Raw genomic sequence first — 15321 nt, forward strand, 5'->3', positions numbered from 1 at the left:
AATAATTATTATATCTCCTTAATTTCTATATTTTGTGGATATTGCTCAGCAATAGTTTGTAACTGATAAATCATTGTATTCAGCACAATTTGATTAATAACTTGCACTTCTAAAACCTTAATAATAATATCATCCTTAACCAAAATACTAATACTATTCTGACATTGCCGATCTAATGCATTTAAAGTTCCGAAAACAACAGCACTAATCGCGCTACAAACAATATCTTTACCCTTTACTTTAAAACCAGAATGACCACTAACAATTACTTGATAATAATTATTTTGCTGTCTTTGAATCTGAACTCAAACCATTATTACTATCACTAATTTCTGCTGTCGGCACCGCCCTTGACTTAGTTTCAACAACTTTAGAAACCTTTTTTGCTTCATCTAATAAAATATCAATAATTTTCACTTGTGTATATGGTTGACGATGACCATACTTAGTTTTACTATTTTTCTTTGCTTTATAGGTAAAAACCACAACCTTTTTTTCTTTACCTTGTTTAATTATTTGACCAACAACCTTAGCGTTTGGCACGAACCTTTGGCCAACGTTACCATCAATCATTAAAACCTTATCAAACTCAACAACACCGCCGGCATTACCAACGATTTTTTCAATTCAAATTACTTGTTCCTTTTCAACACTTAGTTGCTTGCCGCCGGTTAAAATAATAGCAACCATATATACATATACCCTCCTCCATCTTAGACTCGCCAATTTAGGTGAGATTAAACTACTTATAACCTATTTCGTGTAGTTGAAACCGTTTAAAGTCATCACAAACTAATATTGCAATACTTACAACGTTAATAATTATAACCTAAAATAAATATTTTCGGTAGCAAAATATGAAATGAGGTCGCGTTTAGTTTTCTCAGGTATTGCTTTGAAGAAATAAAACAATCAGCTAATTATATTATTTAACTACTAAACTAACCCCGCCCCTCTTGTTATTGTCATTTTTATTCATTACCATTCTATCATATTATTGAATTTTTACACAATAAAAATTATTAATATTATTAAATTTTCACTAATATATATTAATTTATATTTTTACTTACTTAAATCTATTATATTTGTTTGTTACAGCATTACCTTTATAATTAATTCAACTATCATCATTTTTATTATTATATTTATTTCATAATGAATTTTTATATATTTCTTTTCTGATTTCTATTTCTGAATTAATATTTTCATTAATATAATGTAGTACAGACGCATAAAGTTTTGTTAGGCGGGAAAAGATTTGAATAAGTATTAAGACAGTCGGCAATGATTGTCTTTTTATTTTATAAGGTGTTAAAAATTTGTTCTCTGAAAATTAAATACAAGCGAGTTAATAATGTTGGTATGTATTAAAGCACGATAAATTGTGGGTGGTTGCTATAACCAAAAGAAGTTTACCAGTTAATAGATAACATCCTATTAGCTATAGCAATTTGTTTCGTTTTGCAATAAAAAAATGAATGGGTGGATTTCCTAAAAATATACACGCTATTAAATTAGTTCCAAGGGCAGGATGTGGGCATTAAAGTGTAGAAATTTCTATATAAGGGTATGCTAAGTTTAAAATTATTAAAATCTTTATCTAATTAAAAAAACAAAATTTAATAACAAAGCTTGTTAAACACTTAAATCTGCGATATATAAGTGTTTAAAAAACTAAGCTAACTAACTTAGTTAATATAACTTAGTTTATTCATAAGAAAGGTAATTTATTATGAAAAACATTGAAAACATTTTCTTAAATACTAAAAAATATCTCTTAAAAGAAGCGCAAAACGCAATGTTTATTAAAGCACCAAAAATTCCGTGATTTAATGAACAAATCGGTATTTGGTTTCCAAAGCGATTTGTTTATAAAGGAAAATACGAAAATTCAATTTGCATTGGAATAATAAAAGATAGTAAATATCAAGTAATTTCGATTAATCAAAAAGAAAAAGAAACCAAATTAATTAAGGGACAAGAATTATTAGGTTTTTTCATTGCCGAAAAAGAAAACAACAAAAAAGATATAAATTATAACTATTTTAAAGGAGTTTAAAAATGAATATTGCGATTGGAATAATATTTATTATCATTTGCATAATGCTATTAGCATATTTTGCTTATAAAATTTATGCCAAAATAAAAATTAGAATTAAATATAAAAATGCCATTAAAAATAATACTGGTAATTTTACAAAAGATGAAAAAGTGTTTATTGTCCGCTTTGAAGAATGAGTTAAAGCTCCTAATTCAAAAGAAAATAATGAGAATAAAAAATAATGTTTTGAGAAATTATTATGGAATTCTTAAAACTGTTTATTCCGATAGAAAAAATGCCTGCACAGGTTGCGTTTATTGCCGGATTAATTATTATTATTACTTTTCTTTTCGCATTAATTTCAATTATGTATTTACCAATAAAAATGATTTTCGGGAGATAAAAAATGACAATAAACTTAAAAGAATTTAATTGAGAACAAATTAAACAAACTTTCTGAGATTTATTTATTCAAATTACAACTATTCCGGCCCACATTACTGGTAGTAAAGAAATTAAATTAACCGAAGCGCCACTTTGACTTTTAATAGCAAACATTGCTTTTTGACTCCTAACAGCGATTATGGTGTGATTTATTCTAATGTTACTTTGAAAAACCATATCAGTATTTAGATAGAGGCAAAATTAATGTCAAGAAGTTACATTGTGATGCATTCCCAAAGAAATTCAAAATTAATTAGGAAAAAATACAATCGTGTTAAGGTTAATCGTGGTTTTAACAAATTTAAGAAAAACTTTGAATATAAATGATGAATGTTTTAAAAAGAAAGGGGGTGATTATATGTTTGGAACTTTCTTAGTTGATGCACCAGCAGTAACAAAGACAACAGCTAGTGACGCGATGACTAAATTGTGAAACGCAATTATAACAGCGTTTACTAAAATGTGAGAAATTATTGCTGTTAATATGCCACAAGTCGGTAACTTCTTTGCTGACTACTGAATATTCATTTTTCCATTTATTTTGGCAATATTCTTTATTTGCTTTAAAATGTTTGAAAAATTACTTGGAGCGGTCCGCTAATAAAAAAATAAAGTGAGGTGCAAGATGAAATTTTGCAAATGAATAATAGAAAAAAATAACCATTTTATTGAATTAAATCGCACCTCATTTTTAATTTTGTGACATTGAAGAGCAATTTGATATATTTACAACGGTTATTTTAAAAACATTGTGAGCTATTTATTTTTAGCAGGTTGTATTTTAATTTTCCTTTTCAAAATCAGTAATTTAACACAAATTAACAAAGTTATTAATTTCTTAAAAAATTCACCGTTAAATATTGTGATTGGTTCATTAGGAACTGGAAAAACTGCTTTTCTAGTATACGCATCAAAATTACTAAAAAAGAAGAAATATCATATCGCCTCAACCTTTCCATTACTAGAAACCCAAAAATTAATTTTAGGACATATGGGATTGTTAGACTTTGATTATCCGGTATTACCAGACAAAACCTTACTGTTATGAGATGAAACGAACTTATTTTTAGAAGGAACAAATTGAGAAAAAAATAATACCAAAAACAAAGAAACCGGTATCCAAGAATATTTTGCTCTGGCACGCCATTTCGGTCATATTGTTCTCGCCAGTGTAGTGGTCAAAGAGATAAACATATTTGAGTTAAAGTTCGTGATATTGCCAATAATGTGATTGTGGGCATTCGCAAAAAACCCGTTAATATTTTTCGCCCCTACTTAAAGGTCATCTATGGTACCGGTACCTGGTACCTTTACGAGCATTGAAGAATATGAACGCTGACCGAAACACCTTAATTGATGCTAAAAATAGCAAAAAAGGTCGTCGCATTAAATATCGCGATATTCCTGAACTTGATATTTATTTTTTTAAACTAAAAATTCCGCTACCAATACTTAACACTTCACTTACAATTCTTTTTACCTGGCGTTTTTAAGAGATTACTTAAATGCAAAAGTAAATCCTGACTATGACTATGAAGATAAATACTATAATGACACGGCAATTGATTTAGAAGACTTAGAATACTTAAAAATGGATAAATTTAGCAAATTTTTAAGAAAAATGAAAGAAAAGGAATAATAAAAAATGGCAAATCTCGCAAAAATGGCCGACCTTCCCGTCCAAATGCTTTATAAAGTTTTTGACTTAATTTGGAGTTTAGAAGTGCCGGGAACGAATATTCAACTAATATTTCCTTTATTCTTAACGCCGGCTATAGAATTTCTTATGGCAATTATTCTTGGATTTGGTAGTCAACAAGTTAATTTGAAAAAACAACGCCAATACGCGGTTAAAAATAAGGGGCGTTTAAGTGCATGAGGAAAAGCTAAAAAACAAATAAAACCAATAAAAACAAAACAAGGTAACTAACAATGTTTAAACTAATTATTATTTTTATCTTAATAACCGTTCTTGGGTTATTAGCTGGTAGTCATTTTGAAACTTTAACAAACTATGTTAGCGAAGGGCTTGCCAATTTCCAAAAGTTTATTACTAGCAATTTAACAATTTTAGAGCTATTTAAACCAATGGCCCGGACATTTTCGCAACATCCAATCGGGGTTTATATCATTCTTGGTGTTACTTGTGTATTTATTGCCTTATTTATTGTAATTAAAGGTAGGTAAAAAAATGGAAAAATGAACTAAAAAACAAGAATTAGAAATAGAGAATGACAAATTAAAAATTAAAAATTCTTTTAAAAAGCAGTGGTTAAAAGTAGTATTAAGTATCATTTTCATCTTTACAAGCTTATTACTTTGTGCATTAACAGTAATCGATACTAAATGAATAACTGGAACAAGTAACGAATTTAATGATTTTATGAATGAAGAGATGGTTAAATTCTTTGGCAAGTTCAATAGCGGTATTATGCTCGCAGGAATATTTGTTTTTTGATGAGGTGGAGTAATATATTTTGCAATTAAATTTGAAAAATTAATCCGCTTGATTATTCAAAAAATTAAAGCAAAAAGAGCCTTGAAAAATGAAATCAAACAAACTCATTAATTCTTTAAAAAGATATTGATGGAGAATTTTACCTTACATTTTTATGATTACTATCTTTTTCATTCCATTTTTAAAATTGGAAATTAATGATTTGAAATTATTATATGAAAAATTTGAAGCATTAATTTCACTTATGATACTAGGGTATTTAGATATATGCATTACAATAGCTGTAATTATAAATTGTGGTATTGAGTGACTTATTAAAAAAATTAAAGAAAAAAGAACAATAAAAAATAAAATATTTTAAAAAGGAGCAATAAAAATGTTTATGAAAATATTTACCGTGCTAACTATTAGTTTCAATAACATTTTTACTATTCCCCCAAACATTAATAATGATAAAAACAACAATACAACTAATTAGAACTAAAAGACAAAGTAATGAAACTTATGAATTAAACTTAAAAAAAGGATTTGTTTACTTAGTAAAAAATAGATGAAAAAAAACCTACTACTGATATAAAATGGGATTTATATATACATACACAACAATGACCAGTAAATATGCCAAACTGAATAAAAATTAATACAATATCGCCAATTAACGAAAAGACAATACATAGCATAATAGATAATTACCACGCAAAAAACGAAAATATTCTTGATGAACTTACAAAACTCAATTTTAATATCAAGTATGAAGAAATTGAAAACGGTAATATTCAAAAAAAGGAAATCGTTAATCTAAAAGTAACAATATTGAAAAATCCTACTTGGACACAACTAATAACAAAAATTAAAGGTTAAATCTTTAATAACTAAATTTAAAAACTGTTAAAATCATTATTAAGAAAGGCGGTTGTCTATAATGACAATACTCTTAAACAACTTTTTCATTTTTTCTATTTTGACAAAATAAAAACCAGTAATTTTAATTAATTACTGGTTTGAATATTGTTCCTATTTTATCATAATAAATTTAAACTTGTTGTGCTTGTTTTAATTAAAGTTATTGTTCTAAATAGCTAATATCGTTTTTATAAAACCTTATACTATAGTAGTAACTGTATTTGTTCTTACCGACCCTTCTCTTTCTGATGAAAAAAACGCTTCACCGTTAAATGTTATTTTATCATTGTTTTTATCTATAGTAATTTCATTGGGTAATAAACTATATTTTTGTAAAATTTGCATTACTTCTGTAATTGGCAATGTAACTATTTGTTCTTTATTGTTATCATCAATTATTTTGGCAGTAATATTTCCTGTAATTTTTTGTTTTAAATTTAATATAACATTAGATGGAATTATTCTTACTGGATAAGTAATTTTTAATTTTTCATCGGAATTAAGTTCAAATTTATCAGCAGGTTCCTTAAAAATACTTAAAATCATTTCTTGTTCTTGTTTATTTGTGTTTGATAAATCAAATTCATTTGATAATACATTAATGATTTCAGAATTTTTATTATTTATATTTGTAAAATCTGTTAATTTCATTTCATCATCAGAATTTATGTTTCAACCATTTAATTTATTTTCTTGTTTTGTTTGTTTTAGTTAATCCTGTTGTAATTTGAAATACTAATTTTGATTTCGAATTATATTCACAAGCAGGTACATTAATTAAATGATCTTATATTTTGGGTTTTATTGCTGATTTCTCTATCAGGACATACATTTTTAGGAACATTAGATCATAAAAATGAATTTTCTTTTCTTGTAACTTCAACATTTGAAAAAGTTAAATTATTAGTATCAATATTTTTTATTTCTTTAAACTTTAAATTAGGATTTTCATCTCGAAATTTAAAAAATACTGCTCTTTTAATTAATTCATTTAAATTAATAGCATTAATTTCATCTTCATTTTTAATTTTATAATTAACAGTAACTTCACCAAAATATTTACCATTGTCTTTTGCTTTAATTGTAGCTGATGTATCCGTTTTATTAATAATTTCTAATTGTGATATATCTAAATCAGGATTTAAATAATTTAATTCATTTAAAATAATTTCATCATTCATTAATAATGTTATTAAATCTTAAATTATTTATTTGAATAATAATATTTAAAAGCATTTTAGTTTTAGTTATTGCAAATGCATTACCACTTTTTTGTTTAATTATAATAGAACTAACTGCTTCATTTATACCATTTATTTTATGTGGTTTTCATGAATTATCATCATGCATAAAATAAAGGCTATCATCTGTTGCAAAACAAAGACTATTAGCTTTTACACTATCAGAAATATCATTTTGATAAACAGATATAGAATTAATAAATCCTGATATTTCAATAATTTTTCTAGCACCATAATTACCAGGTGTATTACTAATAAAATAAGATTTTCCTGTTTTAGTTATTGCAAATGCATTACCGCTTATTGGTGCAATTGTAACAAAAATAACTGCTTCATTTATACCATTTATTTTTTGAACTCTTCAATCTACTCCCATAAAATAAAGGCCATCATCTGTTGCAAAATAAAGACTATTAGCTGTGGTTGTGTACCAACAGTATTTGAAAAAATAGCAATATGATTAACTGATCTTGTTATTTCATTAATTTGTCTAACATTAAAATTATCTTTATTAATAAAATAAGAATTTATTAAATTTAAATTATTAATATTTCTTTTAAATTTACTTATTTTTTTATTATTCTCAAATTCTTGTTTTTCATAAGGACTGGACTATTGGCAACAATGCCCGATATTCCGCTTCCCGCCATTGTTATTGTGCTTAATAAACTAAGTAATTTTTTCATATTAATCAAATTCTTTTCGTGAATTTTTAATAATTAATAAAATTCACCGAACAATCAACATCCTTTCTCAAATTTGTACAGTCTAATTAATACAAATTAATTATAAACTATTAAATAATAATTTCTTTTATTTTTTCAAAATATTGAATACTAATTCTAGAAAAACATTTATCTTTAAAAAAGAAAAATAAGTTAACGAAATTTAACTTTGTTAAAATTACTCTACCAAAAAAGGTGATTTTTTATGTTAGAAATTAATAATAATGTAAAAACCTTAGAAAACAAGTATTGATTCAGTTTATTTACAACCCATAAAAATATGTACACCAACAAATGCGAACAACTAGCTAATTAATATGAAAAATTAGATGAATACTTATATAAATATCATTATCGCTTAAAACAAGGTTATAAAGTAGTTCATTTTTCATCAAGGTCACGTTTAGTTTTCTTGGGTATTGCTTTGAAGAAATAAAACAATCAGCTAATTATATTATTTAATTACTAAACTAACCCTGCCTTTCTTGTTGTTGTCATTCTTATTCATTACTATTTTATCATATTATTGAATTTTTACACAATGAAAAATTATTAATTTTATTAAATTTTAACTAATATTTTTACTTACTTAAATCTACTATATTTATTTGTTACAGCATTACCTTTATAGTTAATTCAACTATCATCATTTTTATTATTATATTTATTTCATAATGAATTTTTATATATTTCTTTTTTGATTTCTATTTCTGAATTAATATTTTCATTAATGTAATGTAATACATTTAATTTGTTTAAATTTGCCATTCTTAAATGTAATAAGTTATTTAAATTCTTATGATTATATATTCTCGCCCTACATCCTAATTGTTGTTTTACTAAATGTGACACATCACTTTCAATGCTACAACCAATATTTCATTCTAAATTTTGATGATGAATACCTTGCTTATTATTACTGAAATAATTACTCGCCTTTTTTAAATTTATTTTAATATCTTTATTTAATTCATTTTTAGCAACATTACGAATGTTTTTGATTAATTCTTGATGATTTCCATCCTTATATAATTTAATTCAACTATTTAGTGTTACTTTACGATTTTCAAAAATAATATTAAATGCCGTTTGTTTTAATTTTTTAATAGCATGATAACCATCTAAAATATATCTAACATTACCAAAACTATTGGCAATTTCTCTAATTCAAGTATCACCATCACCACAAACAATTATCCTGTCATAATTAATATTTACATAATGTTTTTGTAACTCTTTAATTAATAAATCACGATAATCCATTGTATTTATTCGTTTACCAACTTTTAACATTAGAAAATGACCTCGTTTGTTTTCTAATTTTCTACGAGCATTTTTGTATTTTTTTTCTTTATGTCCGGTATGAAAAGTAACTAAACGAATTCTTTGGTCTTGTTTAACTTTATGATCTAATGTCGCTAAAAATGTCTCATCTAGTTGAATATATAAATCCTTATTTTTGACATCAATTCTATTTTTAGTTTCTTTTTCTGCTAGTTGAAAATATTCAGCAATATCATATTTATTTAAAATACGCGAAATACTAGCTTTCGAAATATAACAATGATTTAGAGCATCTAAAACATCGCGATACCGCTTACCATCACCCAAAAGACTTAAAACTTTAAATTGGACATCAAAATAAATGCGTTGTTTAGACAATAAACCAATTTCTTTATCTAGTAAACATACATATTCAAATTTACCTGATTTTTGATTTCAATATTTATATCGGCGTTGTTTAAAAATAACATCACCAAAAATTGTAATAATTGTTCTTGATGAAAGAACGCATAAAGTTTTATTAGGTAGAGGTAGGTAAAGATTTAAATAATTTTTAATGAAAAGCAACAATATCAAGAACAGGTGAAAGCGATCCTCAACCAATTTTTAATTTTCGTCCAATTTATAATAATTTTTAACAACTAAAACAAATAGCTTAGTTTCTTGTAAAAATAAGAAAAATATCCAAACCAGTAAGTAATTAATTAAAAATTACTGGTTTTTATTTTGTCAAAATAGAAAGGAGAATAAAAATGAAAAAGTTGCTTAGTGGGGCTGCCCAAAATTCTGTGTCTCGATAATTCATTCTGAATTATACTTAAAAGAAAAAGAACAGAAAATAACAAAAAAAGTAAAAAAACCTGATGCAATTAATAAAGTTGTTGATTATTTTTTAGAAAATATTGATAATCCACAAGATTTATTTAAAGGCAAGACTATTTTTCAGGAATTTACCAAAAAATTAACTGAACGAATGTTAAATACGAAAATTAAAGATTATCCTGAAACTAATGAGAATCATAATAAAAGAAATGGCAACGCACAAAAAACCATTATTACTAAAAATGGTTCAATCGTAATTGATGTACCAAGAGATCGAAATAGTACTTTTGAACCAATAATTATTCCAAAAAGACAAAGAAAATTTGATAATTTTGATCAAAAAGTAATTTCCTTATATGCAAAAGGAATGACAATTTCTGATATCAAAGCACAATTGCAAGAATTCTATCACGGAGCAGAAATTTCAGAAAGTTTAATTAGTCAAATAACTGATGATATTATTGAAGAAGTTAAAATGTGACAAACTAAACATTTAGAGAAGATTTATCTGATTGTTTATTTTGATTGTATTGTTGTTAAAGTAAAACAAGATAAACGAATAATAAATAAAAAAGTTTATCTTGCCTTAGGAATTAATATAAATTGGCTTAAAAGATATTTTAGGAATGTGAATTAGCGAGAATGAGGGAGCCAAATTTTGACTTAATAATCCTTCTTACGTTACGGAAATGAAAAATTGTGGCTTACAAGATATTCTTGTTGCTTGTAGTGATAATTTAACTGGGATGTCTGATGAAATAGAAGCTGTTTTTCCAAAAACACAACATCAATTATGTATTGTTCATCAAATTCGTAATAGTTTAAAATTTGTTCCTGACAAAGATCGTAAACTTGTAGCTAATGATTTAAAATCAATTTATACAGCAATTAATGAAGAAATAGCGTTAGTTGCTTTAGATCATTTTTCAGAAAAATGAAATAAAAAGTATCCACAAATTACTAAATCATGAAAAAATAACTGAAATAATTTAATAATTTTTCTTGAATATCCTCAAGAATTTAGAAGAATTATTTATACAACTAATGCAATAGAGTCTGTTAATAGTCAACTAAGAAAAGTAATTAAGAATAAAAAGATTTTTCCTAATGATTTATCAGTTTTTAAAATATTTTATTTAGCATTTCAAAATATGGTTAAGAAATGAACGATGCCAATTCAAAATTGGGGTAGTGCAATTTCACATTTAATGATAAAATTTGAGGACAGAGTGAATTTAAGTTAATTACTTAGAGACACAGTTAATTGTACAGTCCCATATAATTAGCTAATTGTTTTAATTCTTCAAAGCAACACCTAAGAAAACTAAACGCGACCATGTTGAATTTCATTTTAATTTAGTTTTTTATACTTAAAATAAAATAATTTGGTATAATGTCGGTGGAATTGTTCGATCTTCCCGTTGCTCTGAGGAGAACGGATTGGTGTGGTTTCGTGAACAATTCCGTTCTTCGAAAGAAAGGTTGTAAAAGACCTTTCTTTTACTTTGTACGATTTTTTATTACTTCAGTTAGTAGTAGTAAATTCAGGAGCATTATCAGTACGAAGGCGTTTAATGGTTGTACCAAGTTCGCCGAAATCTTTCATTGCTCTTTGCGCGGCATTAATGGTGTTATTGGTTCCTAAACTATCATAAACATAGCCAAACACTATCCGTGTTATTTCGTCAATGAAATCATAAATGTAATATTTTTTATCAACCGGAAAACTTGATGTAGTAATGATTTTGGCATCCATTTGTAAAAGACCGATATCGGAATACTTCATAACGCTTAAAATGGCGTTTAGTTTGTTTGATTTGTTGTTTTAATTCTTTTCAACGAGAGTCAGATTTAATTCAGCGATAAAAAGTTTTGATGTTTTTAGGGACTTCTGAATTTTTAATATCGTAAAAACCGATTTTTAAATTGTTAAATAAAGAACGCGTTCCGCCGGCTTGAAGATTTTTGTAATCAAAATACAAATCACATACTTTTTCGCGAGAATTTAAACTATATTAATAATTAATATTTTGTGGTTTTGTAGTTTTAAACAATAATAAATCTAAATTGTCAGAATAATAAGCGGTCATAATTTTTTCTGCCCAACGATAAAAGGTTTTCGTTGCATTCTTAAAATATTTTTTAATAAGTTTTGTTAAAGTAATTTTTTTAATATAGAAATAAGTACATAAATTTAAATAGGCAGTAATGCGTTTTTTAGTTTTATAGTAATAAGGATTGCGGCAATTATCACTTAATCAGCTTTATACTTTTGCTTTTAAATCTGCTAAATCAGCTTGGGAAATAATATATTTCATTTTTAAACTCCTTAAATTAAGAAAATCGTATTACAAAAAATACGATTTTCAAAAATATTTATTAAATTACTAATTTTTATTAGGCATTTCGGCATAGAATGAAGTTATATATCAAGTTTGTACTAATTGAGATTTTATTAATTGAAATTTAATTTTTACATTAATAATTTTTGGAATTGTTATTAGTATACCCTTATTATTTATACCGTTGCTTCTGTAAAAATTAAGAACACTTTCAATATTATCTTGGCCTTTTAAAAATAAGCTTTTCTTTTTCAAATCGTTAGGTAAAATATCATTTGGAAAATGAAGTCTATAACTACCTTCTGTTGGTGAATTAAGTCATAGTTCACCATTTAAAATTTCCGTAAAGACTAATTCATATTTTTTAAAATTATCAGTATTTGCAATATTATTACTTCTACATCCGAAAATAAACATTACACATACTAAATTTAAAGCTAATAAAAATTTTCGCATAAGAAAAATCCTCCTTTCAAAAAAGAAATTATATTATATAATAATATTTAGAACTATTTAAGAAAACTTTTTAATTAAGGCCGCGTTTAGTTTTCTTAGGTATTGTTTTGAAGAAGTAAAACAATCAGCTAATTATATTATTTAATTACTAAACTAACCTTACCTTTCTTGTTATTGTCATTTTTATTCATTACCATTTTATCATATTATTGAATTTTTGCACAATGAAAAATTATTAATTTTATTAAATTTTAACTAATATTTTTACTTACTTAAATGTAATATATTTATTTGTATATACAATTCTACCTTTATTAATTCAACTATCATCATTTTTCTTATTATATTTATTTCATAATGAACTTTTATATATTTCTTTTCTGATTTCTATTTCTGAATTAATATTTTCATTAATGTAATGTAATACATTTAATTTGTTTAAATTTGCCATTCTTAAATGTAATAGGTTATTTAAATTCTTATGATGATATATTCTTGCTCCATATCCTAATTGTTGTTTTACTAAATGTGATACATCACTTTCAATGCTACAACCAATATTTCATTCTAAATTTTGATGATGAATACCATGCTTATTATTACTGAAATAATTACTCGCCTTTCTTAAATTTATTTTAATATCTTTATTTAATTCATTTTTAGCAACATTACGAATGTTTTTGATTAATTCTTGATGATTTCCATCCTTATATAATTTAATTCAACTATTTAGTGTTACTTTACGATTTTCAAAAATAATATTAAATGCCGTTTGTTTTAATTTTTTAATAGCATGATAACCATCTAAAATATATCTAACATTACCAAAACTATTGGCAATTTCTCTAATTCAAGTATCACCATCGCCACAAACAATTATTTTGTCATAATTAATATTTACATAATGTTTTTGTAATTCCTTAATTAATAAATCACGATAATTCATCGTATTTATTCGTTTACCAACTTTTAACATTAGAAAATGACCTCGTTTGTTTTCTAATTCTCTACGAGCATTTTTGTAATTTTTTTCTTTATGTCCGGCGTGAAAAGTAACTAAACGAACTCTTTGGTCTTGTTTAGCTTTATGATCTAATGTCGCTAAAAATGTTTCATCTAGCTGAATATATAAATCCTTATTTTTGACATCAATTCTAGTTTTAGTTTCTTTTTCTGCTAATTGAAAATATTCAGCAATATCGTATTTATTTAAAATATTTGAAATACTACCTACTACTACCACTACCTTTTGAAATATAACAATGATTTAGAGCATCTAAAACATCACGATACCGTTTACCGTCACCTAAAAGACTTAAAACTTTAAATTGAACATCAAAATAAATGCGTTGTTTGGGCAATAAACCAATTTCTTTATCTAGTAAACATACATATTCAAATTTACCTGATTTTTGATTTCAATATTTATATCGGCGTCGTTTAAAAGTGACGTCACCAAAAATTGTAATAATTGTTCTTGATGCAAAATGAACTACTTTATAACCTTGTTTTAACCGATAATGATATTTATATAAGTATTCATCTAATTTTTCATATTCGTTGGCTAATTGTTCACATTTATTGGTGTACATATTTTTATGGGTTGTAAATAAGCTGAATCAATGCTTGTTTTCTAGGGTTTTTACATTATTATTAATTTTTAACATAAAAAATCACCTTTCTTTGGTAGTAATTTTAACAAAGTTAAATTTCGTTAGTTTATTTTTTGTTTTTAAAATAAATGCTTTTCTAGAATTAGTATTCAACAACCTTGAAAAATGATAGAAATTATTATTTAATTATTTATAATTAATTTGTATTAATTAAACTTTATAAATTTAAGAAGGGGTTGAGTGATTACTATAAAAATTTATTAATTAGCAAAAATTCATGAAAAGGATTTGATAAATTATGAAAAAATTATTAGCAACATTAACAAGTATCAGTACAATCGGAAGTATAATGCCGATGATATTGGCCAATGTTCCAACAAAAACAGAAAATAATAATTTACAGGCCAGCAATTTAGAAAGCAATAAAATAGAAACACTATCTACAAATGATTATTTAGAATTTAATAATAAAATAATTAAAAAAGTTGATGTATTACCAGAACTTGAAGAAGTTAAAGAATCAATTTTAAATAATTATTTTATTAAAGATAATAATTTTTATTTTCTAAAACAAGATAATAATATTCCAGAAAAAATAAATGGCATAGAAAGTGAAATTAATTCTTGAAATAAGGTTATCTTTAATGATAAAAAAAATAATGTTTATATTGGGACAAATGATGGATTATATACATTAAAATATGGCGAAACAACAGCAATTAAATTAAATATAACAAATGATATTAATATTGATTTTGGTATTATTGATAATAACGATAATATTTACATCGGAACAGATAGAGAAAATAGTTCATTAAGTGAATCATTATATATAATAAAAAATAATGTATTAGTTAGAATTAATGGAATTGAACAAACTCTTGGATCGTATCCTGGTGAAAGTAGTGAAAGTAATAGAATTGCTATAGATAGTAAAAATAATGTTTATGTTGTTAGGATATAGTAATTTTATATATATATTATAAAAT

The 15321-nt window shown here is 24.9% G+C and carries 22 protein-coding genes, 2 pseudogenes and 1 other annotated feature; of the genes and pseudogenes, 13 read left to right on the forward strand and 11 right to left on the reverse strand.

Translation table 4 applies throughout. From position 1 onward, the window contains the following. Positions 1–8: 8 nt before the first annotated feature. Together AACK93_RS07735 and rplU are read right to left on the reverse strand one after the other, a co-directional pair. Positions 9–314 carry a ribosomal-processing cysteine protease Prp gene (locus AACK93_RS07735; protein WP_339024453.1) on the reverse strand — a complete coding sequence of 102 codons (306 nt, stop codon included), beginning with the start codon at positions 312–314 and terminating at the stop codon, positions 9–11. Between the two features lie 82 nt (positions 315–396). Then, positions 397–690, reverse strand: a pseudogene (gene rplU / locus AACK93_RS07740) (50S ribosomal protein L21); the annotation flags it as partial. Between the two features lie 15 nt (positions 691–705). Further along, positions 706–778 (reverse strand) — a sequence feature (ribosomal protein L21 leader region). Between the two features lie 957 nt (positions 779–1735). Here rplU and AACK93_RS07745 point away from each other — a divergent pair. The 11 genes from AACK93_RS07745 to AACK93_RS07795 all read left to right on the forward strand — a co-directional run bounded on the left by AACK93_RS07745 (position 1736) and on the right by AACK93_RS07795 (position 5807). After that, a complete protein-coding gene (locus AACK93_RS07745) occupies positions 1736–2062 on the forward strand; it encodes a hypothetical protein (protein WP_339024454.1) in 327 nt (108 codons plus the stop codon). Positions 2063–2064: 2 nt separating this feature from the next. Continuing rightward, complete coding sequence (locus AACK93_RS07750) at positions 2065–2286, forward strand: hypothetical protein (RefSeq protein ID WP_339024455.1); 222 nt, start codon at positions 2065–2067, stop codon at positions 2284–2286. Next, positions 2286–2447, forward strand: coding sequence for a hypothetical protein (locus AACK93_RS07755; RefSeq protein WP_339024447.1), 162 nt, complete (start codon positions 2286–2288; stop codon positions 2445–2447). The genes AACK93_RS07750 and AACK93_RS07755 overlap by 1 nt, the downstream gene beginning before the upstream one ends. 3 nt (positions 2448–2450) lie before the next feature. Further along, complete coding sequence (locus AACK93_RS07760; protein WP_339024456.1) at positions 2451–2681, forward strand: hypothetical protein; 231 nt, start codon at positions 2451–2453, stop codon at positions 2679–2681. Positions 2682–2774: 93 nt separating this feature from the next. Next, positions 2775–3089 (forward strand): hypothetical protein, encoded by a 315-nt coding sequence (locus AACK93_RS07765; protein WP_339024458.1) that lies wholly within the window; start codon positions 2775–2777, stop codon positions 3087–3089. 24 nt (positions 3090–3113) lie between these two features. Further along, on the forward strand, positions 3114–3767 hold the full coding sequence (locus AACK93_RS07770; RefSeq protein WP_339024459.1) for a hypothetical protein: 654 nt from the start codon (positions 3114–3116) through the stop codon (positions 3765–3767). 49 nt (positions 3768–3816) lie between these two features. Continuing rightward, positions 3817–3981 carry a hypothetical protein gene (locus AACK93_RS07775; RefSeq protein ID WP_339024460.1) on the forward strand — a complete coding sequence of 55 codons (165 nt, stop codon included), beginning with the start codon at positions 3817–3819 and terminating at the stop codon, positions 3979–3981. Positions 3982–4133: 152 nt separating this feature from the next. Then, on the forward strand, positions 4134–4418 hold the full coding sequence (locus AACK93_RS07780) for a hypothetical protein (protein WP_339024461.1): 285 nt from the start codon (positions 4134–4136) through the stop codon (positions 4416–4418). Positions 4419–4420: 2 nt separating this feature from the next. Continuing rightward, the gene (locus AACK93_RS07785; RefSeq protein WP_339024462.1) at positions 4421–4675 is read left to right on the forward strand and encodes a hypothetical protein; all 255 of its coding nucleotides are present in this window, start codon (positions 4421–4423) and stop codon (positions 4673–4675) included. Between the two features lie 4 nt (positions 4676–4679). Then, on the forward strand, positions 4680–5057 hold the full coding sequence (locus tag AACK93_RS07790) for a hypothetical protein (RefSeq protein ID WP_339024464.1): 378 nt from the start codon (positions 4680–4682) through the stop codon (positions 5055–5057). A gap of 507 nt (positions 5058–5564) precedes the next feature. Further along, positions 5565–5807 carry a hypothetical protein gene (locus AACK93_RS07795; RefSeq protein WP_339024465.1) on the forward strand — a complete coding sequence of 81 codons (243 nt, stop codon included), beginning with the start codon at positions 5565–5567 and terminating at the stop codon, positions 5805–5807. A 240-nt stretch (positions 5808–6047) separates the two neighbouring features. On the opposite strand, the gene AACK93_RS07800 is transcribed toward AACK93_RS07795, so the two are convergent. The 4 genes from AACK93_RS07800 to AACK93_RS07815 form a co-directional block, all read right to left on the reverse strand. Continuing rightward, entirely contained in the window at positions 6048–6500 is a 453-nt protein-coding gene (locus AACK93_RS07800; protein ID WP_339024466.1) for a hypothetical protein, read from the reverse strand. A gap of 122 nt (positions 6501–6622) precedes the next feature. Continuing rightward, complete coding sequence (locus AACK93_RS07805; protein WP_339024467.1) at positions 6623–7030, reverse strand: hypothetical protein; 408 nt, start codon at positions 7028–7030, stop codon at positions 6623–6625. Continuing rightward, positions 6954–7466 (reverse strand): hypothetical protein, encoded by a 513-nt coding sequence (locus tag AACK93_RS07810; protein ID WP_339024469.1) that lies wholly within the window; start codon positions 7464–7466, stop codon positions 6954–6956. Before AACK93_RS07810 ends, AACK93_RS07805 begins: the two co-directional genes overlap by 77 nt. Positions 7467–8400: 934 nt before the next feature. Continuing rightward, positions 8401–9666, reverse strand: a complete 1266-nt coding sequence (locus AACK93_RS07815) for an Mbov_0401 family ICE element transposase-like protein (protein ID WP_339024471.1) — start codon at positions 9664–9666, stop codon at positions 8401–8403. A gap of 271 nt (positions 9667–9937) precedes the next feature. On the opposite strand from AACK93_RS07815, the pseudogene AACK93_RS07820 reads away from it, so the two are divergent. Next, positions 9938–11165 (forward strand): annotated as a pseudogene (locus tag AACK93_RS07820) (IS256 family transposase). A gap of 107 nt (positions 11166–11272) precedes the next feature. Here the strand turns inward: AACK93_RS07820 and AACK93_RS07825 are convergent. From AACK93_RS07825 to AACK93_RS07845, 5 genes are all read right to left on the reverse strand, one after another. Then, positions 11273–11707, reverse strand: coding sequence for a DDE-type integrase/transposase/recombinase (locus tag AACK93_RS07825; protein ID WP_339024472.1), 435 nt, complete (start codon positions 11705–11707; stop codon positions 11273–11275). Continuing rightward, positions 11634–11903 carry a hypothetical protein gene (locus AACK93_RS07830; RefSeq protein ID WP_339024473.1) on the reverse strand — a complete coding sequence of 90 codons (270 nt, stop codon included), beginning with the start codon at positions 11901–11903 and terminating at the stop codon, positions 11634–11636. Before AACK93_RS07830 ends, AACK93_RS07825 begins: the two co-directional genes overlap by 74 nt. A gap of 405 nt (positions 11904–12308) precedes the next feature. Then, positions 12309–12719, reverse strand: a complete 411-nt coding sequence (locus AACK93_RS07835) for a hypothetical protein (RefSeq protein WP_339024474.1) — start codon at positions 12717–12719, stop codon at positions 12309–12311. A 268-nt stretch (positions 12720–12987) separates the two neighbouring features. Next, positions 12988–13962, reverse strand: a complete 975-nt coding sequence (locus AACK93_RS07840; RefSeq protein WP_339024476.1) for an Mbov_0401 family ICE element transposase-like protein — start codon at positions 13960–13962, stop codon at positions 12988–12990. Beyond that, complete coding sequence (locus AACK93_RS07845; RefSeq protein WP_339024477.1) at positions 13946–14386, reverse strand: UPF0236 family transposase-like protein; 441 nt, start codon at positions 14384–14386, stop codon at positions 13946–13948. Before AACK93_RS07845 ends, AACK93_RS07840 begins: the two co-directional genes overlap by 17 nt. A 244-nt stretch (positions 14387–14630) precedes the next feature. Between AACK93_RS07845 and AACK93_RS07850 the strand changes: the two genes are divergently transcribed. After that, on the forward strand, positions 14631–15296 hold the full coding sequence (locus AACK93_RS07850; protein ID WP_339024479.1) for a hypothetical protein: 666 nt from the start codon (positions 14631–14633) through the stop codon (positions 15294–15296). Positions 15297–15321 lie beyond the last annotated feature (25 nt).

Source organism: Spiroplasma endosymbiont of Agriotes lineatus (assembly GCF_964019485.1).
In the GTDB taxonomy this organism is placed as follows: domain Bacteria; phylum Bacillota_I; class Bacilli_A; order Mycoplasmatales; family Nriv7; genus Nriv7.